At 67.0% G+C, this 22,577-nt stretch carries 18 protein-coding genes; 6 read left to right on the forward strand and 12 right to left on the reverse strand.

The genetic code is table 11. The features are described 5' to 3' along the window. Positions 1-138 precede the first annotated feature (138 nt). Positions 139-1,644: a depupylase/deamidase Dop gene (gene dop, locus ACLQ3I_RS19050; RefSeq protein WP_425794429.1), complete on the reverse strand. Its 1,506-nt coding sequence runs from the start codon at positions 1,642-1,644 to the stop codon at positions 139-141. Between the two features lie 67 nt (positions 1,645-1,711). Here dop and glgP point away from each other — a divergent pair, with 67 nt between their 5' ends. Then, complete coding sequence (glgP, locus tag ACLQ3I_RS19055) at positions 1,712-4,363, forward strand: alpha-glucan family phosphorylase (RefSeq protein ID WP_425803972.1); 2,652 nt, start codon at positions 1,712-1,714, stop codon at positions 4,361-4,363. Positions 4,364-4,471: 108 nt separating this feature from the next. Here the strand turns inward: glgP and arc are convergent, their stop codons facing one another. Together arc and ACLQ3I_RS19065 are read right to left on the reverse strand one after the other, a co-directional pair. Next, positions 4,472-6,199 (reverse strand): proteasome ATPase, encoded by a 1,728-nt coding sequence (gene arc / locus ACLQ3I_RS19060; RefSeq protein WP_425794529.1) that lies wholly within the window; start codon positions 6,197-6,199, stop codon positions 4,472-4,474. A gap of 291 nt (positions 6,200-6,490) precedes the next feature. Continuing rightward, positions 6,491-7,336: a tRNA (adenine-N1)-methyltransferase gene (locus ACLQ3I_RS19065; protein WP_425794530.1), complete on the reverse strand. Its 846-nt coding sequence runs from the start codon at positions 7,334-7,336 to the stop codon at positions 6,491-6,493. Positions 7,337-7,410: 74 nt separating this feature from the next. Here ACLQ3I_RS19065 and ACLQ3I_RS19070 point away from each other — a divergent pair, with 74 nt between their 5' ends. Both ACLQ3I_RS19070 and ACLQ3I_RS19075 read left to right on the forward strand, forming a co-directional pair. After that, positions 7,411-8,301, forward strand: coding sequence for a RecB family exonuclease (locus ACLQ3I_RS19070; protein ID WP_425794433.1), 891 nt, complete (start codon positions 7,411-7,413; stop codon positions 8,299-8,301). A 58-nt stretch (positions 8,302-8,359) separates the two neighbouring features. Next, a complete protein-coding gene (locus ACLQ3I_RS19075; RefSeq protein WP_425803974.1) occupies positions 8,360-9,226 on the forward strand; it encodes a thioesterase family protein in 867 nt (288 codons plus the stop codon). On the opposite strand, the gene ACLQ3I_RS19080 is transcribed toward ACLQ3I_RS19075, so the two are convergent. Continuing rightward, positions 9,166-9,732, reverse strand: coding sequence for a hypothetical protein (locus tag ACLQ3I_RS19080; RefSeq protein ID WP_425803977.1), 567 nt, complete (start codon positions 9,730-9,732; stop codon positions 9,166-9,168). The two genes, ACLQ3I_RS19075 and ACLQ3I_RS19080, sit on opposite strands and share 61 nt — an antisense overlap. Before the next feature lie 219 nt (positions 9,733-9,951). Here ACLQ3I_RS19080 and ACLQ3I_RS19085 point away from each other — a divergent pair, with 219 nt between their 5' ends. After that, entirely contained in the window at positions 9,952-11,085 is a 1,134-nt protein-coding gene (locus ACLQ3I_RS19085) for a sensor histidine kinase (RefSeq protein WP_425803980.1), read from the forward strand. Then, positions 11,082-11,792, forward strand: coding sequence for a response regulator (locus ACLQ3I_RS19090; RefSeq protein ID WP_425803982.1), 711 nt, complete (start codon positions 11,082-11,084; stop codon positions 11,790-11,792). Before ACLQ3I_RS19085 ends, ACLQ3I_RS19090 begins: the two co-directional genes overlap by 4 nt. Before the next feature lie 2 nt (positions 11,793-11,794). Here ACLQ3I_RS19090 and hisG read toward each other — a convergent pair whose 3' ends face one another. The 4 genes from hisG to ACLQ3I_RS19110 form a co-directional block, all read right to left on the reverse strand. Next, a complete protein-coding gene (hisG, locus tag ACLQ3I_RS19095; RefSeq protein WP_425794442.1) occupies positions 11,795-12,640 on the reverse strand; it encodes an ATP phosphoribosyltransferase in 846 nt (281 codons plus the stop codon). A gap of 83 nt (positions 12,641-12,723) precedes the next feature. Next, positions 12,724-12,987 carry a phosphoribosyl-ATP diphosphatase gene (locus ACLQ3I_RS19100; RefSeq protein WP_425794444.1) on the reverse strand — a complete coding sequence of 88 codons (264 nt, stop codon included), beginning with the start codon at positions 12,985-12,987 and terminating at the stop codon, positions 12,724-12,726. A 6-nt stretch (positions 12,988-12,993) separates the two neighbouring features. Beyond that, the gene (locus ACLQ3I_RS19105) at positions 12,994-13,737 is read right to left on the reverse strand and encodes an HAD family hydrolase (RefSeq protein ID WP_425803984.1); all 744 of its coding nucleotides are present in this window, start codon (positions 13,735-13,737) and stop codon (positions 12,994-12,996) included. Continuing rightward, a complete protein-coding gene (locus tag ACLQ3I_RS19110) occupies positions 13,734-14,534 on the reverse strand; it encodes a helix-turn-helix domain-containing protein (protein ID WP_425803986.1) in 801 nt (266 codons plus the stop codon). The genes ACLQ3I_RS19105 and ACLQ3I_RS19110 overlap by 4 nt, the downstream gene beginning before the upstream one ends. A gap of 85 nt (positions 14,535-14,619) precedes the next feature. Between ACLQ3I_RS19110 and ACLQ3I_RS19115 the strand changes: the two genes are divergently transcribed. Continuing rightward, complete coding sequence (locus tag ACLQ3I_RS19115; protein ID WP_425803988.1) at positions 14,620-15,468, forward strand: serine aminopeptidase domain-containing protein; 849 nt, start codon at positions 14,620-14,622, stop codon at positions 15,466-15,468. On the opposite strand, the gene ACLQ3I_RS19120 is transcribed toward ACLQ3I_RS19115, so the two are convergent. From ACLQ3I_RS19120 to metH, 4 genes are all read right to left on the reverse strand, one after another. Then, complete coding sequence (locus ACLQ3I_RS19120; RefSeq protein ID WP_425803990.1) at positions 15,369-16,859, reverse strand: hypothetical protein; 1,491 nt, start codon at positions 16,857-16,859, stop codon at positions 15,369-15,371. The genes ACLQ3I_RS19115 and ACLQ3I_RS19120 overlap by 100 nt on opposite strands. A gap of 110 nt (positions 16,860-16,969) precedes the next feature. Further along, complete coding sequence (locus tag ACLQ3I_RS19125) at positions 16,970-18,418, reverse strand: MFS transporter (protein ID WP_425794452.1); 1,449 nt, start codon at positions 18,416-18,418, stop codon at positions 16,970-16,972. A gap of 11 nt (positions 18,419-18,429) precedes the next feature. Next, positions 18,430-18,894: a MarR family winged helix-turn-helix transcriptional regulator gene (locus tag ACLQ3I_RS19130; protein ID WP_425794454.1), complete on the reverse strand. Its 465-nt coding sequence runs from the start codon at positions 18,892-18,894 to the stop codon at positions 18,430-18,432. A 78-nt stretch (positions 18,895-18,972) separates the two neighbouring features. Next, on the reverse strand, positions 18,973-22,557 hold the full coding sequence (gene metH / locus ACLQ3I_RS19135; protein WP_425803992.1) for a methionine synthase: 3,585 nt from the start codon (positions 22,555-22,557) through the stop codon (positions 18,973-18,975). Positions 22,558-22,577: the final 20 nt, after the last annotated feature.

Consider the following 22,577-nt stretch of genomic DNA (forward strand, 5'->3'; position numbering starts at 1 on the left):
CTGCCTCCTTCAACCGATTCGGCCCGCTCGGGCCGAGATCCGGCAGGTCGTTGCCGGACTCCACATCGTGTAACTCCACACACTACCGGTGCGCACGCCCGCAGGGGCGGAAGCGAACACGCCCGCCGTGCGGTCGCCTCAGGTGGTCGTCGTCAGCTGATCGACGAGTTCCGCGGCCGAGTTCACCGAATCCAGGAGCTCCCCGACATGGGCACGACTCCCCCGCAGCGGCTCCAGGGTGGGTATCCGGACCAGCGAGTCGCCACCGAGGTCGAAGATCACCGAATCCCAGCTGGCCGCCGCGATCTCCGCACCGAAGCGTCGCAAGCACTCGCCGCGGAAGTACGCGCGGGTGTTCTCCGGGGGCTGGTTGATCGCCCGCAGCACGTCGTTCTCGTCGACGAGTCGCTTCATCGACCCGCGCGCCACGAGCCGGTTGTAGAGACCCTTGTCCAGCCGGACGTCCGAGTACTGCAGATCGATCAGTTGCAGACGCGGCGCCGACCATCCCAGACCCTCGCGCTGGCGGAATCCCTCGAGGATGCGCAGCTTGGCGGGCCAGTCCAGGATGTCGGCGCACTCCATCGGATCACGCTCGAGCCGGTCGAGGACGTCGGCCCAGGTCTCCAGGACGTGCGCGGCGCGGGTGTCGTCACTGCGTTCGGTCTCGTGGAACTTCATGCACCGCTCGAGGTACTCCCGCTGGAGCGCGAGTCCGGTCAGCTCCCGGCCGTCGGTGAGCGCGACCGTCGCCGCCAGGGTCGGGTCGTGGCTGATGGCGTGCACCGCCTGGACGGGCCGGGCCAGCTCGATGTCGGAGAAGTCGACGCCCGCCTCGATGAGGTCGAGGACCAGTGCGGTCGTACCGACCTTGAGGTAGGTCGCGGTCTCGGCCAGGTTCGCGTCGCCGATTATGACGTGCAGCCGCCGGTAGCGTTCCGGATCCGCGTGGGGCTCGTCGCGGGTGTTGATGATGCCCCGCTTGAGGGTGGTCTCGAGACCGACCTCGACCTCGATGTAGTCGGAGCGCTGTGAGAGCTGGTAACCCGCCTCGTCGCCGGACTGGCCGATGCCGACCCGACCCGACCCGGTGATCACCTGCCTCGACGCGAAGAACGTGGTGAGACCGGCGATGACCGCCGTGAACGGGGTCTCGCGGTTCATCAGGTAGTTCTCGTGGGTGCCGTAGGACGCGCCCTTGCCGTCGATGTTGTTCTTGTAGAGCTGCAGGCGAGGTGCCCCCGGGACACTGGCGACGTGCCGGGCGGCCGCCTCCATGACCCGCTCCCCGGCCTTGTCCCAGATGACCGCGTCCATCGGGTCGGTGACCTCGGGCGCCGAGTACTCCGGGTGGGCGTGGTCGACGTAGAGGCGGGCGCCGTTGGTCAGGATCATGTTCGCCGCGCCGATCTCGTCGGCATCGATGATGGGTGCCGGACCCGCCCCCCGTCCGAGGTCGAATCCGCGGGCATCGCGCAGGGGAGATTCCACCTCATAGTCCCAGCGTGTGCGCTTGGCGCGGGGTACACCCGCGGCCGCGGCATACGCCAGCACGGCCTGGGTGGAGGTCATGATCGGGTTCGCGGTCGGGTCGCCGGGAGCGGAGATCCCGTACTCGACCTCGGTGCCGATGATTCGCTGCATGGTACGAGCGTAGATGTTCATCGTGCTGCGGTCGCACCCTCGCCCCTGTCTCGGTAGCGTCAACGCGGTGAAAGCCTTCCGCCGGTTCACCGTTCGGGTGCCATTACCCGCCGAGCTCACCGACCTCGCCGACCTCGCCCACAATCTCCGATGGGCGTGGCACGCCCCGACCCAGGAGCTGTTCGCCGCGATCGACCCGACGCTCTGGCACGACACGGCCGATCCGCTGCGACTGCTCGCGGAGACGGACCCGGACCGCATCGCCGAGCTGGCCCGGGATCATGCCTTCCTCGACCGGCTCGCGATCGTCCGCGAGGACCTCGAACGCTACACCGACCGGCCCCGGTGGTTCGGCGACTACGCCGCCGACCTCAGGCCGGAAGCCGTTGCACCGCAAGCCATTGCCTACTTCTCGATGGAGTTCGGCATCTCGGAGGTGCTACCCATCTACTCCGGTGGGCTCGGCATTCTCGCCGGCGACCACCTGAAGGCCGCCTCCGACCTCGGTCTGCCCCTGATCGGCGTCGGTCTCTTCTACCGGTCCGGCTACTTCCACCAGAGCCTGTCCCACGACGGCTGGCAGGTCGAGCGTTATCCGGTCAACGACCCGACCTCACTGCCGCTGAGCATTCTCGCCGACGACGACGGTCCGGTCGTCGTGACGATCTCCATGCCGGGCGGCCGGACGCTCGACGCCCAGGTGTGGGTGGCGACGGTCGGACGGATCCCGCTCCTGCTGCTCGACTCCGATCTGCCCACCAACGACGAGGAACTCCGCAACGTCACCGACCGGCTCTACGGCGGCGATCAGGACCACCGCATCAAGCAGGAGATCCTGCTCGGCATCGGGGGTGTACGCGCAGTGCGGGAGTACGTCCGGATCAGTGGGCACGCCGTCCCGACGGTGTTCCACATGAACGAGGGACACGCGGGCTTCCTCGGCGTCGAGCGGATCCGTGAACTGTGCAGTGATCCGGCGCCGGGAGCGTCAGGCTTCCTCGACTTCGACACCGCCGAGGCTGTCGTGCGGGCTTCCAACATCTTCACCACCCACACCCCGGTCCCGGCCGGCATCGACAGATTCCCGCTCGACATGGTGCGCTACTACCTCGACGCCGACGACGCCGGGAACTCGCGGTTGGTGCCCGGGCTGTCGGCGGCCACCGTGCTCGACCTCGGCGACGAGGCCGATCCCGGTGTCTTCAACATGGCGCACATGGGTTTTCGGCTCGGTCAGCGCAGCAACGGGGTCTCGCAACTACACGGTTCGGTGAGTCGTGAGATGTTCGCCGATCTCTGGCCGGGTTTCGACGCCGACGAGGTCCCGATCGGAGCCGTCACCAACGGGGTGCACGGTCCCACCTGGACGGCTCGGCGCTGGCAGGAACTGGGTGCGGACGGCGGCGACGGGGTCGTCTCGGAGCTGCCCGCCGACGAGATCTGGGAGATCCGCTCGACCCTGCGGGCCCGGCTGGTCGACGAGGTGCGCCGACGGGCGCACGACAGCGGTCGTGACCGGGGGTTCACCGACGCCGAACTGGGGTGGACGGCCGACATCTTCGATCCGGACGCACTGACCATCGGCTTCGCCCGCCGCGCGGCCACCTACAAACGACTCACTCTGATGCTGCGCGATCCCGAGCGGATGCGACGCATCCTCGCCGATCCGGATCGCCCGGTGCAACTGGTCATCGCGGGTAAGGCCCATCCCGCCGACGACGGCGGCAAGGCACTCATCCAGCAGGTGGTCCGATTCACCGACGACCCCGAACTCCGGGACCGGATCGTCTTCCTGCCCGACTACGACATCTCGATGGCGCGCGAGATCTACGCCGGCTGTGACGTCTGGCTCAACAACCCCGTTCGCCCGATGGAGGCCTGCGGGACGTCCGGGATGAAGTCCGCCATGAACGGCGGACTCAACCTGTCCATCCTCGACGGTTGGTGGGACGAGATGGCCGACGGCGAGAACGGGTGGGCCATCCCGTCCGCGGAGGGGGTCACCGACGAGCATCGCCGGGACGATCTCGAGGCGGAGGCGCTCTATTCGCTCCTCGAGGAGACCGTGATCCCGATGTTCTACCGCCGGTCGGCCGCGGGTGTGCCCGAGCGCTGGGTGGAGATGGTCCGGCACACGCTGAACCGCCTCGGGCCGAAGGTGCAGGCGTCGCGGATGGTGCGTGACTACACCACCGCCCTCTACGGGCCGGCCGCCACACAGTTCGCCTCCATCTGTGCGGACGAGTTCGCACCGGCACACGATCTCGCCGCGTACCGGCACCTGCTCGATCGGAGCTGGCCCGCGGTGCAGATCGCCGGCATCGACGAATCGGGCTCCGGCGACTCCCTCGCCGAGGACAGCCCACAGCGGGTGAGCCTGACTCTCACCGCCCACGTCGCTCTGGGTGAGCTGACGGCCGACCGGGTGCGCGTCCAGGCCCTGGTTGGCCGCGTGACCGACGAGGGCGAGATCATCGATCCGGTCTTCGCCGAGATGTCCCCGACGGCCGCTACCGATCCGTCCGGCCGCACGCTGTTCGTGGCGACCGTGTCACCCGACCGGTCCGGTCGCCACGGATACACCGCGCGGGTCCTGCCCCGGCACGCGCAACTCTCCGACGACGCCGAGCTCGGTCTGGTGCGCTACCCCGTCGGGACGGCCGCCGACGCGGGACCGGCGTTGGCCGGGACCCGCCGGGACTCCGGCGCACAGGCCTGACACCGCACACAGTGGAGGGTCCCACGCGTTCGCGTGGGACCCTCCACTGTCGGAATCGATCGCCCTCGGAATCGATCGCCCTCGGAACCGATCGGCCGGGAATCTGGGCTACAGGTATTGGCCGGTGTTGGTCTCGGTGTCGATCGCACGGCTCGCGCCCGCGCTCTTGCCGGTGACCAGCGTGCGGATGTAGACGATCCGCTCGCCCTTCTTGCCCGAGATCCGCGCCCAGTCGTCCGGATTGGTCGTGTTCGGCAGGTCCTCGTTCTCGGCGAACTCGTCGAGGATCGAGTCGAACAGGTGCTGCACCCGAAGACCGGGCTGGCCCGTGTCGAGCTGCGACTTGATCGCGTACTTCTTGGACCGGTCGACGACGTTCTGGATCATGGCACCGGAGTTGAAGTCCTTGAAGTACATGATCTCCTTGTCGCCGTTGGCGTAGGTCACCTCCAGGAACCGGTTGTCGTCGCTCTCGGCGTACATCCGCTCCACGACCCGCTCGATCATGGCATTGAGGCATGCGGTCCGGTCGCCACCGAACTCGTTGAGATCGTCGGCGTGCACCGGCAGCTGCTCGGTCAGGTACTTCGAGAAGATGTCCATCGCAGACTCGGCGTCGGGGCGCTCGATCTTGATCTTCACGTCGAGACGGCCCGGTCGCAGGATCGCGGGATCGATCATGTCCTCGCGGTTCGAGGCGCCGATCACGATGACGTTCTCGAGGCCCTCGACGCCGTCGATCTCACTGAGCAGTTGCGGCACGACGGTCGTCTCCACGTCCGACGAGACGCCGGAGCCACGGGTCCGGAAGATCGAATCCATCTCGTCGAAGAAGACGATCACCGGGGTGCCCTCGGACGCCTTCTCGCGGGCCCGCTGGAAGATCAGCCGAATGTGACGCTCGGTCTCGCCCACGAACTTGTTCAGCAGCTCGGGGCCCTTGATGTTGAGGAAGTACGACTTCGCCTCTTTCGCGTCGTCGCCACGCACCTGTGCGATCTTCTTGGCCAGCGAGTTGGCGACCGCCTTCGCGATCAGCGTCTTGCCGCATCCGGGCGGGCCGTAGAGCAGCACGCCCTTGGGTGGGCGCAGTGCGTAGTCGCGGAACAAGTCCTTGTGCAGGAACGGGAGCTCGACGGCGTCGCGGATCTGCTCGATCTGGCGACCGAGTCCGCCGATGTCCTCGTAGCCGACGTCGGGGACCTCCTCGAGGACCAGATCCTCCACCTCGGCCTTGGGTACCCGTTCGAAGGCGAAGCCGGCCTTGGTGTCGATGAGCAGCGAGTCGCCGGGGCGGAGCTTTCGGCGTTTGCCGTCCTCGCCGTCGACCTCGCCCATCAGTGGCTCGGCCAGCCAGACGACGCGTTCCTCGTCGGCATGGCCGACGACGAGCGCACGGCTTCCGTCCCCGAGGATCTCCCGCAGCGTGCTGATCTCACCGACGGAGTCGAACTCACACGCCTCGACGATGGTCAGCGCCTCGTTCAGCCGCAGGGTCTGCCCCTTGCTGAGCGACTCGACGTCGATGTTCGGCGAACACGTGAGCCGCATCTTGCGACCGGAGGTGAAGACGTCCACGGTGCTGTCGGGGTGGATGTCGAGCAGCACGCCATAGCCACTCGGGGGCTGTCCGAGCCGGTCGACCTCCTCGCGGAGGGCGACGAGCTGCTGGCGGGCCTCTTTGAGGGTGTCGAGCAGCTTCGCGTTACGCGCAGTCAGGTTGTCGACTCGTTCTTGCAGGTCCGTGGAGTCGGCCGGCCGTGCGAATGATGAGCGCTGCGAGTCCGGACGCGCGACGGGAGACGCATACGCGGGGATGAAACTCTCTCCGGGCATCTGTGCGGAATCGTCGCGGTCGGATCCGTCGTCGTGCGCACCCGAGGACCCGAGGCGGTCGGCGCCGCTGGCGCCCTGGCGGTCAGATTCGGTCATTGCTGACTCCTCTCCCCGGCAAACACTTCTCTCATGGAGTGTCTGCGCCGTAACACCACGCTACCGGTGTGGGCCGGAAAACGCCGTGCGCCGCGCGATTCACGGTGTTGACGGTCTGTTAAATCTACGTATTCGCAACGTATTCGCGACGTTTCGCGCGGTAAACCCCTTGGACCCGCGACGAATGCAACACTCTCACCCTTTCGACGGCCGACGCTGCGGGCGAAGGGTGGTGACACCGTCCGCAAGTCGTCGCGTCGTGATCAGAAAGGCCGTATGGCCTTGCATTTTGTGTTCCGGACGTACCGCGAGACCGACGGCACTCCAGTCCCTCACCAGGGACTCCCAGGCGCGGGGCTCGGTCCAGCACTCCTGTTCGCGCATCGCTTCCATGACGCGCGACAACTGCGTGACCGTTGCCACATAAACGATCAGCACGCCACCAGGCGTGATCGCGTCCCGGACCACCTCGAGGGGCTCCCACGGGGCCAGCATGTCGAGCACGATGCGGTCGAAACGGCCGCCGGCGGACAGTCCGGACGTGTCCAGATGTGCGAGATCATCGATGACGAGATCCCAGTTCGGAGGCCTGCCGGCGAAGAACGTCTCGACGTTGCGGACGGCATGTTCGGCGTGATCGTCCCGCACCTCGTAGGAGGTGACCGAGCCCTCGGGCCCGACGGCACGGAGCAGCGAACAGGTCAGTGCACCGGAGCCGGCCCCCGCCTCCAGTACCCGGGCGCCGGGAAAGATGTCGCCCTCGGTGACGATCTGCGCCGCGTCCTTCGGATAGATGACCTGCGCACCCCGCGGCATCGACAGCACGTAGTCCACCAACAGCGGCCGGAGCGCCAGATACTGTGTCCCGCTCGTCGCCGACACTATGCTTCCCTCCGGGGAGCCGATCAGGTCGTCGTGGGCGATCGCGCCACGGTGGGTGTGGAAGAGCTTCCCGTCCTCGAGGTTCACGGTGAACTTGCGTCCCTTGGCGTCGGTGAGCTGTACGCGGTCACCCACGGCGAACGGGCCGGATGTCGGCATCGGATTGAGGTCCTTCCGGCTGGTCAGGGTGTCGTTCCCCGAACCTGTCACTGTCGCGACCTACCCTGCCAGTTGTGAGTACGACAACCGAAGCCGGGCCCGGTCCCGGGTCCGCGGAGGCCGCGGGTCCCTCCGAGAGCGAGCCGCCGCCGCGGGGACTGGTCGGGCGCCCGCTGGCGCTGTCCCCTTCGCGCGCAGCCGACTTCAAACAGTGTCCGCTGCTCTACCGTTACCGGGCGATCGACCGGTTCCCGGAGACCCCGACGCAGGCGCAGACGCGGGGGACGGTGGTGCACGCCGCGCTGGAGAATCTCTTCGACATGCCGGCGGAGCTGCGTACCCAGGACTCCGCCGACCTGCTCGTCGAGGGCGCCTGGGCGGCGATGTGCGAGGCCGATCCACAGTTGTCCGACGTGGTCGACGAGAGCCAGAGTGGGCGGTTCGTGGCGGAGGCCCAGAAACTCATCGCGACGTACTACACGATGGAGAACCCGACCGCTTTCGAGGCCGAATCCTGCGAAGAGCACGTCGAGATCGACGTCGACGACGTGTTGATGCGGGGATTCATCGATCGGATCGACATCGCACCGACAGGAGAGATTCGGGTCGTCGACTACAAGACGGGGAGATCACCCAGCGAGGCCTACGAGGCCAAAGCGCTCTTCCAGATGAAGTTCTATGCGCTTGCGATCCTGCGTATTCGCGGCGTGGTGCCCAAGCGGCTTCAGTTGATGTACTTGTCGGACGGTCAGCAGCTCGTCTACGAACCCGACCGGGCCGAGCTCGAACGGTTCGCGCGCACCCTGAAAGCGATCTGGTCGGCGATCCGGTCGGCGGTCGCCAGTGGCGACTTCCGTCCGCGCCGCTCGCGCCTGTGCAACATGTGTGAGCACAAGGCGCGTTGTCCCGAGTTCGGCGGCGAGGTGCCGCCGTACCCGGGCCCGCCGCCCGGATTCACCCCCTGATCGCCGGACGGCCGACCCCTTTGGCCGCCCACTATGACGGTTGGCATACGGTTGCCGTGTGGAGAGCTGTTACTACGTGCCGATCGACCGCCCGGACATGGAGACCCCAGAAACGGGGCCGTCGGGCGTCTCGACCGACTCGGGCCACGAGTACTTTCAGCCCACCGAGGCGACGCAGAGTGTGTGGGCGTCGACGATGCAGCACGGCGGACCGCCATCGGGTCTGATGATGCGGTCGCTGCTGCGGTGTGACCCCGACCCGGGTCAGCGGTTCACGCGGGTGACCACCGAGATCCTGGGTCCGATCGGATTTGGGGTGAACCGCATCCGCGCCCAGGTGATCCGTCCGGGACGGCAGATCAGCCTGGTGGGCACGGACCTGGAAGTGCAGCAGGCCGACGGCTCGTTCCGGCTCGCCGCGCGGTCTGTCGGCTGGCGGTTGCGGACGGCCGACACCTCGGCGATCGTCGAGGAGCCCGCCCCACTCACACCGCTACCTGCCGAACTGACGCCGGTCGCGGGCGTCACGGGGAACGAGGACCTCGGAGTCGATTGGGGCACAACAGGTTTCATTGGATCGATCGAATCGGCAACCATTGCGGGCCGTACCGGCGACACCCCGGCGGTGTGGATCCGGCCGGCGATTCCGCTCGTCGGCGGTGAGGAGATCTCCGATCTCGAGTCCATCTTCAGCGTCATCGACATCGCGAACGGCATGGGTACGCGTCTGCGTACCGACGAGTGGACGTGGATGAACACCGACACCACAGTGCATCTCACTCGGATCCCGCGCGGGCCCTGGGTGGGCATCGACGCCGACATGGTCCAGGGCCCGGAGGGTTTCGGAGCGACTTTCGGTGACCTCTACGACATCACCGGATTCGTCGGCCGGTCGGCGCAGACGGTGTTGCTCTCGCGTCGCTGAGCAATCATCACGCGCTCTCTGACCTTGAGTGCCACCATCCGCGAGAGCACCATGGTCAGCGCCCACAGCAGAAAGAACGGGGCGATGGTCGCCATCTCCAGGTGATGTCCGATCATGAACTCGCCGAAGTGCATCCGTGCGCTCGGGTTATCGGTGACAGCCCACACGAAGGCAAGGCGAATCAACACCGCGAGCAGCCAGACCGCGACGAAAGCGGGTCCGGTGCCGGTCATCGTCGTGCCCGTGCGCTCATCGGTCTCGATGCGTGTGACCAGTGTTGCCATGCCACCGAAGAGGAGGCCGATCGCCACCGCGACCCCATAGACCGCCCAGTCGTTGACACTGTCGATCGGCGCATTCTTCAGATACGTCCAACCGAAGATTGCCACCATCACCAACGGCAGCACCAGCGTGCGGCGGTCGAAGGTGCGGCGACCGTAACCGCGGGCCGTCACCACGAAAAAGATTCCGCCGCTGATGAGTGCGGCCTGAGCGAGTTCCGACATCGTCGTACCTTTCGGGAAGTGTGTTTGTCTGCTGATGTCAGTGAACTCGCGGCCGCGAGTCGAGACATCGGCGTGGAGATGGAGATCGGGTGGAGGTCGCTCTCCACCCAAGGGTGCTTGGTCGCCATTCGGATCGGCTGAGACGATGGAACGATGCGCTGGTGGGAGGTTCAGAGATTCGAGAGCGGGATCCCACGTGAGACCGAGTGGGATCGCGCGATGCGGGTGCTCCAACCATTCTTGGTGGTCGCATTCGCCTTCGCGATGATCGTGACCCTGCGCCAGAGGGTCTCGGAGGGCGAAGCCTTCCAGGTTGTACTGATCGTGGTGTCGGCGAGCTTGTTGCTGACGGTCACGGTGTCCGATTCGGTCATCGGCAGCCGGTCCCGGCTGCTCATCGCCATCCTGGCCGCGATCTGCGCAGGCGTGATCATGGGTATCGGGGGACAAGGGTGGCCCGGCACGTTCTCGTACATGGTTGCGTTGCACGCTAGTATTCGCTTCCAGCCGCGGATCGCCGCTGCGGTCATCACGCTCAACGTGGCCGTCGCGATCGTCGTCCAGCTGTTCTGGGCGCCCGTGGACATCACACCGTGGTGGGCGAGTCTCCTCGTTTTCGTGGGCGTGATCCCCGGGATGGCCCGGTACACCAGGCGGCAGACACTCGCCGCGGCCGATGAAGTTGTGCGACAATCGAAACGCGCCGCCGAGTCCGAGGCCCGGTCACGCGCGCTCGGCGAGCGTGCCGCGATCGCCCGAGACATCCACGATGTCCTGGCGCACTCCCTTTCCGGCGTCAGCATGCAACTGTCTCTGGCCGATGCACTGTTCGACTCGGACCGTACCGACGAGGGACGTATTGCAGTGCGCACGGCCCGCCAGCTGGTGGTCACTGGGCTCGACGAGGCCCGCGCCGCGGTCCAGACCCTGCGCGGAGACACCATCGACCCGGTCTCCGCGATCAGCCGGATCGTCTCCGGTCCGACCGAGACCTTCGCCGTGATCGGCACCGCCGGCCCGATGCCTGGCCGATGGGCACACACCCTGGTGCGCATCGCGCAGGAATCGGTGACCAACGCCCGACGCCACGCACCCGGCGCACCACTGCACGTCGCACTCACCTTCGCCCCGTTCGCCATCGACCTCACCGCGCGCAGCGGCGCACGACCCCGCGAGGCTGCCGAGCATACGACCGCGAGTTCCGGCCTGGGGCTCGTCGGCATGCGTGAGCGTGCCGAGTCGATCGGGGCCACCCTGGACGCGGGTCCATTGCCCGCGGACGACCATGGGTACCCAGGCGGTTGGTCGGTACGACTGCGTATTCCGTGTGCAAACCACGAGGAGCAACGATGACCGACAGCGATTCGCAGGCCGCGGCAGAGCCGATCACCGTGATCGTCGCGGACGATCAGACGACGATCCGGCACGCTCTGGCCACCATGCTGGATCTGGTCGCCGACATCACTGTGCTCGCGACGGCGAGCAACGGCCAGGAAGCGGTGGCCGCAGTAGCCGAGCACCGCCCCCGCGTCCTACTGACCGATCTGCGGATGCCGGTGATGGACGGCGCCACCGCCACCGCCGAGGTCTGCGCGCACTTCCCCGAGACCGTCGTCGTCCTGCTCACCACCTACGACGACGAGACGTCCATCTTGTCGGCCCTGCAGGCCGGGGCACGCGGATATCTCACGAAGGACGCGGGACGCGACGAGATCGCCACCGCCATCCGGGTCGCCGCAGGTGGCCAGTCCGTGCTCGATCCGGTTGTGCAGACACGGCTGATCGCCGCGATCGGCCGGCAGCCTTCCGGTTCGGTCTCGGCCGTCGGCGCTTCCCCGAAGTCTGACGCCCAGTCACCTCTCGACGCGCTCACTGCCCGGGAGACCGAGGTCCTCGAGTTGATCGCAGAGGGGCTCACCAACAGGGAGATCGCGCGCCGCCTGGTGATCAGCGAAGCCACCGTCAAGACCCACATCAACAATCTGTTTGCCAAACTTGCGCTTCGCGACCGCGCGCACGCCATGCGCATCGCCATCGATCACGGCCTCGGTGGCCGCTGACGTCAGAAGCGGCAGGAGCGGATGTCGGTGGCGAGAATCGCTTTCGCCCCGAGTTCGGACAGCTCGTCCATGAGGCCCTGGTGCTCCTTGCGCGGCACCATCGCGCGCACGGCCACCCAGTCCGGATCCGCCATGGGGGCCACCGTCGGTGATTCCAGTCCCGGGGTCAGCGCAGACGCCTCTTCTAGGAGGGTTCGCGGGCAGTCGTAGTCGATCATCACGTACTGCTGCCCGAAAACGACACCCTGGACACGGGCGATGAACTGCTTGGCGGCCTTGGTCCGCTCCGCGCCGCCCTGCGAGATGAGGACGGCCTCGGAGTCGCACAGCGAGTCGCCGAACGCGGCCAAACCGTGCTGACGCAGCGTGCGACCCGATCCCACGACGTCGGCGATCGCGTCCGCCACGCCGAGCTGGATCGAGATCTCGACCGCTCCGTCGAGGCGGATGATCTCGGCGTCGAGCCCGCGCCTGCCCAGGTCGGCACGCACCAGATTCGGGTACGACGTCGCGATCCGCTTGCCCGCCAGCTCCTCGACCGTCCAGGCCTTCCCGGCCGGGGCGGCGTACCGGAAGGTCGACGACCCGAAGCCCATCGAGATCTGTTCGTCCACGGTGGCGCCCGAGTCGAGCGCGAGGTCCCGCCCCGTGATGCCGAGATCCAGTGTGCCGGACCCGACATAGATGGCGATGTCCTTGGGTCGGAGGAAGAAGAACTCGACGTCGTTGGCGTTGTCGAGGACGGTGAGATCCTTGGCGTCGGACCGCTTGCGGTATCCGGCTTCGGCCAACACGGCCCCGGCCGATTCGCTGAGCGATCCCTTGTTGGGCACGGCTACGCGCAACATGTTCAGTGGTGTCCTAACTGATTGCCGACTGGTCTGTGGAGGGCGATCTGAGGGGTCGGTGCGGTGACATCCGATGCCGACCCCTACAGATGGCGGTACACGTCCTCCAACGAGAGACCACGCTTGATCATCATCACCTGCAGCCAGTAGACCAGCTGGGAGATCTCCTCACCCAGCGACTCGTCGGACTCGTACTCGGCGGCCAGCCACACCTCGCCGGCCTCTTCGATGATCTTCTTGCCGAGGGTGTGCGCCCCGGAGTCGAGGGCCGCGACGGTCCCGCTCCCGGCGGGTCGATGCTGTGCCTTGTCGCTCAGTTCGGCGAACAGCTCCTCGAATGTCTTCACGGTCCCCTATCTTGGCATGTCACGGTGGTCGGAGCGATGGCCGGGGTGCTGCCCGGTCCACGCATCGGTGAGGTCGTCGAGGGTGAGACCGACCAATGATTCGCGGAAGGTGCGCAGATTGCCGGAAGGCACCCGCGCCGCCGACGGGAGGACAAGCGTCGGACAACCGGCTGCGGTCGCCGAGATGGTGCCGGTCGGCGAGTCCTCGACGGCCAGGCATTCGTCGGGCGTCAGGCCGAGCAGTGCCGCCCCGCGCAGGTAGGGGTCCGGCGCGGGCTTCCCGACCGGGACCTCGTCGCCGCAGACGGTCGCGGTGAACCGGTCGCGGCCCAGCGTCTCCAAGGCGGTGTCGGTCAGTTCGCGCACCGTGTTGGTGACCAACACCATCGGAAGTCCTGCCGCGGCCACCAGGTCCAGTGCCGCGGACCCGCCCGGTCGCCACGGCAGCCCGGCAGCGAAGAGTCCGGCGACGTGGTCCAGGAGCCACCGGTAGTCGCCGTTCCGGTCGCGGTCCGGTTCAACGATGCCGGCGGCGTCGTAGACCTTCGTCATCGCATCGGGAAGTGAGTTGCCCAGCGTCGACTCCCGCAGAGCAGGCGACATCATGATGCCGTGCCGTAGGGCCAGGTCGGCCATCGCTATGTCCCACAACGGCTCGGAGTCGAGCAACGTGCCGTCCATGTCCCAGAGCACGGCGGCGGGACCCGATCGGGCGGCACGGGACGAGGACGCGGTCGGAGAGCTGTTCACCCCTGCATTCTCGCAACCGCCTCCTCGGTGACCTCGTCCGCCGGGTAGAACAGCTCGATGGTCATCTCCTCGAGTGTGATGTCGCGGGGTGTCCCGAAGGTGGTGAGTGTGGTGAAGAACGACAACACGTCGTCGCCCAGGCGCAGGGCGAACGGCACCAGCAGAGTCGGTTCGGCAGCACCCCGTCCCGTTGATCGCGGCGCGCGACGGTCGAGGTCGGCAACCGTGGAGTACTCCCCCACCTCACGTTCGATGGCGGCGAGGCGCGGATCGCCGGTGACGCGGACCAGCCGACGAAGAGTATCCATCAGGTACGACGCCCAGACGTCCAGATTCTCCGTCAGGCGGGCGAAGCCCTCGGGGTGCAGGGACGCACGGAACACGTTGAACGGCGGCCCCTGCAGGTGTGCCGGCAGCAGAGCGGCGAGCGATGCTGCGGTGTCGTTGGCCAACACGACATTCCAGCTCCGATCGAGCGCAAGACCCGGGTTGGGATTGTGCGCGTCGAGAATTCGCTGGACGGACGCCCGAATCCGCCGCATCGCCGCCGCATCGAGTGACTCCTCGGAGTAGCGCGGCGCGTGCCCGGCTGCGAGCAGGAGGGCGTTGCGTTCCCGCAGCGGGATGTCGAGCCGGGTGGACAGCGCCTCGAGCAGCGCCGGGCTCGGACGTGACTTCCCGGTTTCGACGAAGCTCAGATGCCGCGGTGAGACACCGACGTCGTAGGCCAGGTCGAGCTGACTGATCGACCGCTGCGAACGCCACTGCCGCAACATCGTTCCCGCATCGGCCGTCATGTGGCCATCCTAGGGCCGGCCGGGATCGGATCCGACTACCTCGGAGGTAGTGGATTCGCAGCGCGACGGCGAGCACGCTGCAGCCATGAACCATGACACCACACCGAACGTGCTGATCTCCCCGGCGATGGCGGTGCCGTCGCGCTATTACCAACCGTTCGTCGACGCCTTCGCCCGGCACGGGTGGTTTGCGACAACAGTTCCGCGACGTGGGATCGACGCCGGCTCCGGCGCGCCATCACGGGACGAGGACTGGTCCTATGCCGACGAGGCCGACGATCTCGCCGTGGCGGTTCGTCGTGCGCGCGCCGAGACGCCCGATGCACCGGTCATGATCCTCGGGCACAGTCTGGGTGCCCAGCTGTGCGCGGTCCTCGGACGGCGTGGTGACGACGGCGCCCCGGACATCATCGCCACGGTCGCGGCGTCGGTCCCCTATTTCCGTCACTACGGGCGCGGCGGTGTGGTGGAGTGGTGCACCGCGGCAGCCGTCCCCATCGTCACCGCAGCGTTCGGCTACTGGCCCACCCCGGGATTCGGCGCCCCCGCGCCTCGAACGCTGATGCGGGAGTGGGCTCGCATGGTCCGCACCGGACGCACCCCGTTCGACGATGGCGATCCGATCGAGATCCCCACGCTCGCAGTCCGCCTCGACGGCGACCGCCTGGTGACCGCGCAAGCGGCCGAACGCTTCGAGCGAGCCTTTCATCCGGCCGCCCGCACCGCCTGGACCTATTCGGCAGACCACTGCCCGCCCGGTGGGTCGGTGGGCCACGTGCAGTGGGCCCGGACACCGGAAGCCGTGGTCGATCGCATCGTCGCCTGGTGGACGGCTCATCCCACCGAGGAGGTCACCCGCAGCCGCCCACGCCGGAATGTGTCGGTCACGGCGACGACGACACCGAGCGCGGCCAAACCCATCATCGACGCGTAGATCGACAGCGCGGTATCGCCACGACCCGAGCTGTAGCCGCCGCCACGCCCGCCAGGGCCGCCACCCTGCGGGGCGCCACCGCCGGCGCCGTGACCCGATTCCGGAGCGCCGCCGGAGTCACTGCCGCCGGTGCCGCCAACTGGGCCGCGGCCGCCAGAGCCCGGGCCGCCGCCTTGACCACCCTGACCCCCCTGGCCGAACTGGCGTCCTTGTCCACCACCCGGCGCGCCTCCGTGCCCACCGCCGCCGCCCGGGCCGCCCATCCCCTGTCCCTGGTCGCCGGTCAGCGAGGAGTGGTAGACACCGATCGCGGCGGCCTGGATGAGGATCGGGATCAGCACAAAGCGAAGCGGCAGGTAGAAGGCCATGACCACACTCAGGACCTCAGCCGTGAAGAAGTAGCGATCGTGCATTGCCGGGAGCAGGAACGGAACGATCACCGAGGAGGCGGTCGCGACGACCAGGATCGAGGTCGGGGTCACCTCGGGCTTCTTCCACACCGACCAGGCCAGGAACACCACGATGACCGTGGCAGCAGCAGCGATGCCGAGATGGGCCAGCCAGGTGGCGTCACCGGAGATCGGGATCAGTTGGTACAGATTCGCGGCACCCAGGGTCAACTGCTGATAACTGTCGGTCTGATCCAGATACACCGACAGTGCGGTCTGCCACGGGGCGCCCGCGATGAGCGCCGGGACGTCGAGCAGCAGGTAGACCACCGGGATGGCCGCCAACGTGTACCACGGCACCCGGCGCCGGAGCAGCAGCCAGGCCAGCACCGGCAGCACGAAGACGGCCTGCAACTTGAACGAGATGGCCAGTCCGAACAGGACGCATGCCCAGAGCGAGTTCCAGCGGTGCGACCCATGCTGCGCTCTCATGAGGAAGTACACGCCGCCGAGCGCGAACGCCGAGTAGATGGCGTCGGCCTGGCCCCAATAGGCACTGTTGGCGATCACCGACGGCAACAGAACCATCACCGCGAACGCCAAGGCGCGCAACCAGAATCGCTCGGTCCGGAGACCGACGATGCGGTACGCGAAGAACCCGAGCAGGAAATCGAAGAGGATCGAGATCGCCTTGATACCCGCCAGCGGCGGGATGTGAAGGGCGGTGAGTATCCAGATCAGATAGAGGTACGGATAGTTGTAGTCGGCGAACTTCTCACGGAAGGCGCCGAAGCCCTGCGCGTCGAGGATGTCGTACCAACGGCTGAGAAACGCTCGATAATCGAGGGTCTCGACGTCGAGGAATCGGTATCGGATTCCGATGGCGACGGCGATGATCGCGCCGAGCACGAGCCACCGCGTCCAGCGCGGTGTCCCGGTGACGGCATGCGACTCGGGTGTGTCGTCGAGTGCAGGCGTGAGGGCACGGGCAGCCAAGGTCATGGTCACCACTGTGGGTGGCGAAGCTGTATACCCGGTGTCAGCCGGCTGGGAGGTTCACGCGGACTCGCCCAAGCCGGATCATCCGTCTCGAATCGGCGACACCGGAACGTTCACGGGGCGGTCGTCGCGACGATCTGCTCCCGGGTCCGCTCGGCGGTCGCAGCCGCCCAGCGACCCGTCGACACGAAGCCGACGATGATGATCCCGACACCGCACAACGCCATGAGGATCCACGCCGGATGCGACGCCGCCGCCAGTCCGTCGGAGACCGGACCGTCGATGCCGGCGAACGCGACGGCGCCGAAGATCGCGACGCCCAACGAGATCCCGACCTGTCGGCTGGTCGAGGCGATCGCCGACGCGACGCCGGCCTGCGACCGTGGCATACCCGAGACGGCCGCGTTGGTGATGGGGGCGTTGACCAATCCCATACCCACCCCGAGGAACAGGTACGCGACGCCGAGGTACCACATGCTGGTGTCGTGGCCGGCCTGCGTCAGCATCACGCCGCTCGCCAGGACCATCACACCGGCACCGACCATCGGCACACGAGCGCCGCGATCGCCCACCAGCCGGCCCGACAGCGGCGAGAACACCGCGTTCGCCACCGCCATCGGCAGTGTCATCAACCCGGCCTGTAGTGGGCTCAACCCGCGGACCTGCTGCAGGTAGAGGGTGTTGAGAAACAGGAATCCGCCCATAGCGCTGAACGCGAGGACGGCGCCGATCACCGAACTGCTGAACGGGACGCTGTGGAAGAAGCGAAGGTCCAGGAGCGGCTCATGCCTGCGCGATTCGACGACCAGGAACAAGAGGAGCGCGACGATCGCGATCGCGAATGCGCCGACGACCAGACCGGAGTCCCATCCGAGACCGCGGCCCTCGATGATGCCGTAGGTGAGGGTGGCGAGGAAGACGAGGATCAAGAACTGACCCGCAGGATCGGGCCTGCGCGCACGGGCCGCCTTCGACTCCGGCACCAGGATCGCGGTGAGGATGCACGCGGCGACGCAGACCGGGACGTTCAGCCAGAAGATCGCCTCCCAGCCGATACCGTCGACCAGCGCACCGCCGACGAGTGGGCCGAGTGCCATGCTCACGCCGATCGCGGTGCCCCACATGCCGATCGCCCGTGCCCTCTCTTTCGGCTCGGTGAAGGTGTTGGTGATGATCGACATCGCGACGGGGTTCATCATCGCTCCGCCGATCGCCTGGAGCATGCGCGCACCGATGAGCATCTCGGGCGACACGGCCAAGGAGCAGAGGATGGAACCGAGGCCGAAGACGGTGAGCCCCACCTGGAAGACTCGTTTGCGACCCAGGCGATCGCCCAACGATCCACCCAGCATCAGCAGGCTGGCGAGCACCAGCGTGTAGGCGTCGATCACCCATTGCAGCTGGGACGCCGTCGCGCCGAGGTCGGAGCCGATCGCCGGCAGGGCCACGTTCACACCGGATGTGTCGATCCCCACGATGAAGAGGCTCAGACAGCACGTCGCCAGGATCGCCATGCGGCGGCGCGTGCCGAGCTCGGAGATGTCCGCCACGGGTCCGGACATGGTCGGGATGTTCATGATTCGGCTGCCTCCCGGAGGGCGTCCAGTAGTGAGCCCAGATCGCGCAGCTGCTCGTCGGCGAGCGAGGCGAACATCCGCGGCGCGATGGCAGGGTCGGCGATCACCGAGTCGACGATCCGGCGACCGTCATCGGTGATGGTGACCACCTTGTACCGCCGGTCGGTGGGATGGGACTCGCGCGTGACCAGCCCCCGGTCGACCAGGTCGTTGACGATTCCACTGGTCGCCGGCGCATCGATTCCGAGTCGCCTGGCCAGATCACTCTGGGTCAGGTCACGCACGGCGATCCGGCGCAACGCACGGAATCGACTGAACGGCATGTCGACGCGTGCGTCGATCCGGGCGCGCGACTCGACGGCGTGGTCGCGGACGAGGCTGTTCATCGCGAACCAGAGTTCGGTGGCCGTCGGTACGGCCGTCTCCGAACCACCGCGTTTCCGCGAATCAGTTGTACTCATACAACGATTGTATGCGTACAACTGTCTTGCACGCCAGCTCGCCGGCGCGTCCGCCTGTCTTTCGCTTCGCGACTCAGGTCACGTGTTGAAGTACTTGGCCTCCGGGTGATGCAGCACGAACGCATCCGTCGACTGCTCGGGATGCAGCTGCAGTTCCTCCGACAGCACCACACCGATCCGTTCGGGCTCGAGCAGCTCCATCATCTTCGCGCGATCGTCGAGATCGGGGCACGCACCGTAGCCGAACGAGAAGCGGGCACCCCGGTACTCGAGGTCGAAGAAGCCCTGCGCGTCCTCGGGGTCGTCCCCCGCGAATGACGTTCCCGCGACGGTCAACTCGCTGCGGACCCGCTGATGCCAGTACTCCGCGAGCGCCTCGGTCAGCTGGACGCCGATCCCGTGCACCTCGAGGTAGTCGCGATACGCATCCTCGGCGAACAGCTTGTTCGCGAAGTCCGCGATCGGCTGGCCCATGGTGACGAGCTGGAACGGGAACACGTCAACCCGGCCGGCCGCCTTGGCCTGCTCCCGCGACATGATGAAGTCGGCGATGCAGAGGAACCGGGAACGCTGTTGCCGTGGGAATTCGAAGCTGTGACGGACCTCGGCATCCGGCCGCGGCTCGGCGAGCACATGGACCGTGTCGCCGTCGCTCACCGCCGGGAAATAGCCGTAGACGACCGCTGCGTGCTGGAGAATTCCCTCGGTTGCGAGCCGGTCGATCCAATACCGCAGCCGCGGGCGACCCTCGGACTCGACGAGTTCCTCGTAGGACGGCCCCTTTCCCCCACGAACGCCACGAAGTCCCCACTGTCCGAGGAACAATGCACGCTCGTCGAGCAGTTGGAGATAGTCCGCCACCGGCACGCCCTTGACGATGCGGGTGCCCCAGAACGGAGGCGCCGGAATCGCATTGTCGGTGGCCACATCCGATCGGGCCGGGACCTCGACCGGGGTCTCCGCGGCCTTGCGCTTCTCGGCGATCCGCCGCGAACGTTCGTGCCGGGCCTTGCGCTCCTCGACCTTCTGCCTTGCGGCGATCGCCTCCGGGCTGTTCGGATCCGGCCCCTCACCGCGTTTGGTCGCCATGATCTCGTCCATGAGCCGGAGACCCTCGAAGGCGTCGCGCGCGTAGTGCACATCGCCGTCGTAGGTCTCCGACAGGTCGTTCTCGACGTAGGTACGGGTGAGCGCGGCCCCGCCGAGCAAGACGGGGAAGCTGGTGGCGACCCCGCGAGAATTGATCTCCTCGAGGTTCTCCTTCATCACCACCGTCGATTTGACGAGCAGCCCGGACATGCCGATGACGTCGGCCCGCTTGTCCTCGGCAGCCTCGAGGATGGTGTTGATCGGTTGCTTGATTCCGAGGTTCACCACCTCATAGCCGTTGTTGGACAGGATGATGTCGACGAGGTTCTTGCCGATGTCGTGGACGTCGCCCTTGACGGTGGCGAGCACGATGCGGCCCTTGCCGTCCTCGCCCGTGGCCTCCATGTGCGGTTCCAGATGCGCAACAGCGGTTTTCATCACCTCGGCGGACTGCAGCACGAACGGTAGCTGCATCTGTCCCGAACCGAAGAGCTCGCCGACGGTTTTCATGCCCGAGAGCAATGTCTCATTGATGATCTGCAGCGGCGGCTTCTCGGTCATCGCGGCGTCGAGGTCGTCCTCGAGACCATTGCGCTCGCCGTCGACGATGCGACGCTCCAGACGATCGAACAACGGCAGTTTCGCCAACTCGGCCGCACGGGATTCGCGCGCCGACGCCGCCGACACCCCTTCGAAGAGCTCCATGAGCTTCTGCAGTGGGTCGTAGCCCTCACGACGCCGGTCATAGACGAGATCGAGCGCGACCTCGCGGTGTTCTTCGGGAATCCGGGCGATCGGCAGGATCTTCGATGCGTGCACGATCGCCGTGTCGAGGCCGGCCCGCACACATTCGTGCAGGAACACCGAGTTCAGCACCTGCCGGGCGGCCGGGTTCAGGCCGAACGAGATGTTGGAGATACCCAGGGTGAAGTGGACGTCCGGGTGCGCCTCGTGGAGGCGGCGGATGGCCTCGATGGTCTCGATACCGTCGCGTCGGACCTCTTCCTGCCCGGTGGAGATCGGGAACGTGAGGGCATCGATGATGATGTCTTCCTCGGCCAGACCCCAGTTCTGGGTGATGTCGGTGATCAGCCGCTCGGCGATCCGGATCTTCCAGTCCGCGGTCCGCGCCTGCCCCTCCTCGTCGATGGTCAGCGCGACCACGGCGGCGCCGTGCTCCACGACCAGCTCCATCATGCGGGTGAACCGTGAGTCGGGCCCGTCGCCGTCCTCGTAGTTGACCGAGTTGACCGCACAGCGGCCGCCCAGCGCCTCCAGACCGGCCTTGATGACCGGGGGCTCGGTGGAGTCGAGCATGATCGGCAGTGTCGACGACGTCGCGAACCGACCTGCCAGTTCAGTCATGTCGACCGCACCGTCGCGTCCCACATAGTCGACGTTGAGGTCGAGCATGTGCGCACCGTCGCGGGTCTGATCCTTGGCGATGTCGAGGCATTTCTGGTAATCCTCGGCGATCATCGCCTCACGGAATGCCTTGGAGCCGTTGGTGTTCGTCCGCTCACCGATCACCAGGAAGCTCGCGTCCTGATCGAACGGGACCGCGCTGTAGAGCGACGACGTCTCGGCGATGTGCTCCGGTTTCCGCTGTGCCGCGGTCACGTCGGCCACGTGGTCGGCGACCTGGCGGATGTGTTCGGGTGTGGTCCCGCAGCACCCACCCACGAATGCCAGTCCGAAGTCGGAGACGAAATCTCCCAGGGCGGTCGCCAGCTCGTCGGGCTGCAGGGGGTATTCGGCGCCGTTGGCGCCCAGCACGGGCAGGCCGGCATTGGGCATGACCGACACCGGGATCCGCGCGTGTTTGGACAGGTACCGGAGGTGCTCGCTCATCTCGGCGGGGCCGGTCGCGCAGTTCAACCCGATCATGTCGACGCCGAGCGGTTCGATGGCGGTCAGGGCCGCACCGATCTCCGAGCCGAGCAACATCGTGCCGGTTGTCTCCACGGTGACGTGACTGATGATGGGGATGGAGCGCCCGAGATCGTTCATGGCGCGACGTGCCGCCACGATCGCCGCCTTGACCTGCAGGAGATCCTGCGACGTCTCGACCAGGATCGCGTCCGCACCGCCGTCGAGCATCCCGGCGACACACTCGTAGTAGGCGTCACGGATCACCGCGAAGGTGGTGTGGCCGAGGCTGGGCAGTTTGGTGCCGGGCCCGATCGAGCCGAGCACGAAGCGCGCCGTCCCATCGGCCGACGGACCCATCTCGTCGGCCACGCCACGGGCGATGCCGGTGCCCTTGTAGGAGAGTTCGCGGATGCGGTCGGCGATGTCGTAATCACCGAGGTTCGAGAGGTTGCAGCCGAAGGTGTTGGTCTCGACCGCGTCCGCGCCCGCCTCGAAATAGGCGCGGTGGATGTCCGCGAGCACATCGGGGCGGGTGTCGTTGAGGATCTCGTTACAGCCCTCGAGACCGTTGAAGTCGTCGAGCGTGAGATCGGCGGCCTGCAGCATTGTGCCCATGGCCCCATCGCCGATCAGCACACGGCGCGACATCGCGGTGAGGAATGTCGTGTCGTAGGCGGACGGGTCCGTGGTGCGGGTCGACATGGTTGTCAGCGTAGTTCGCC

The organism is Gordonia sp. DT101, from assembly GCF_049844895.1.
Lineage (GTDB): Bacteria > Actinomycetota > Actinomycetes > Mycobacteriales > Mycobacteriaceae > Gordonia.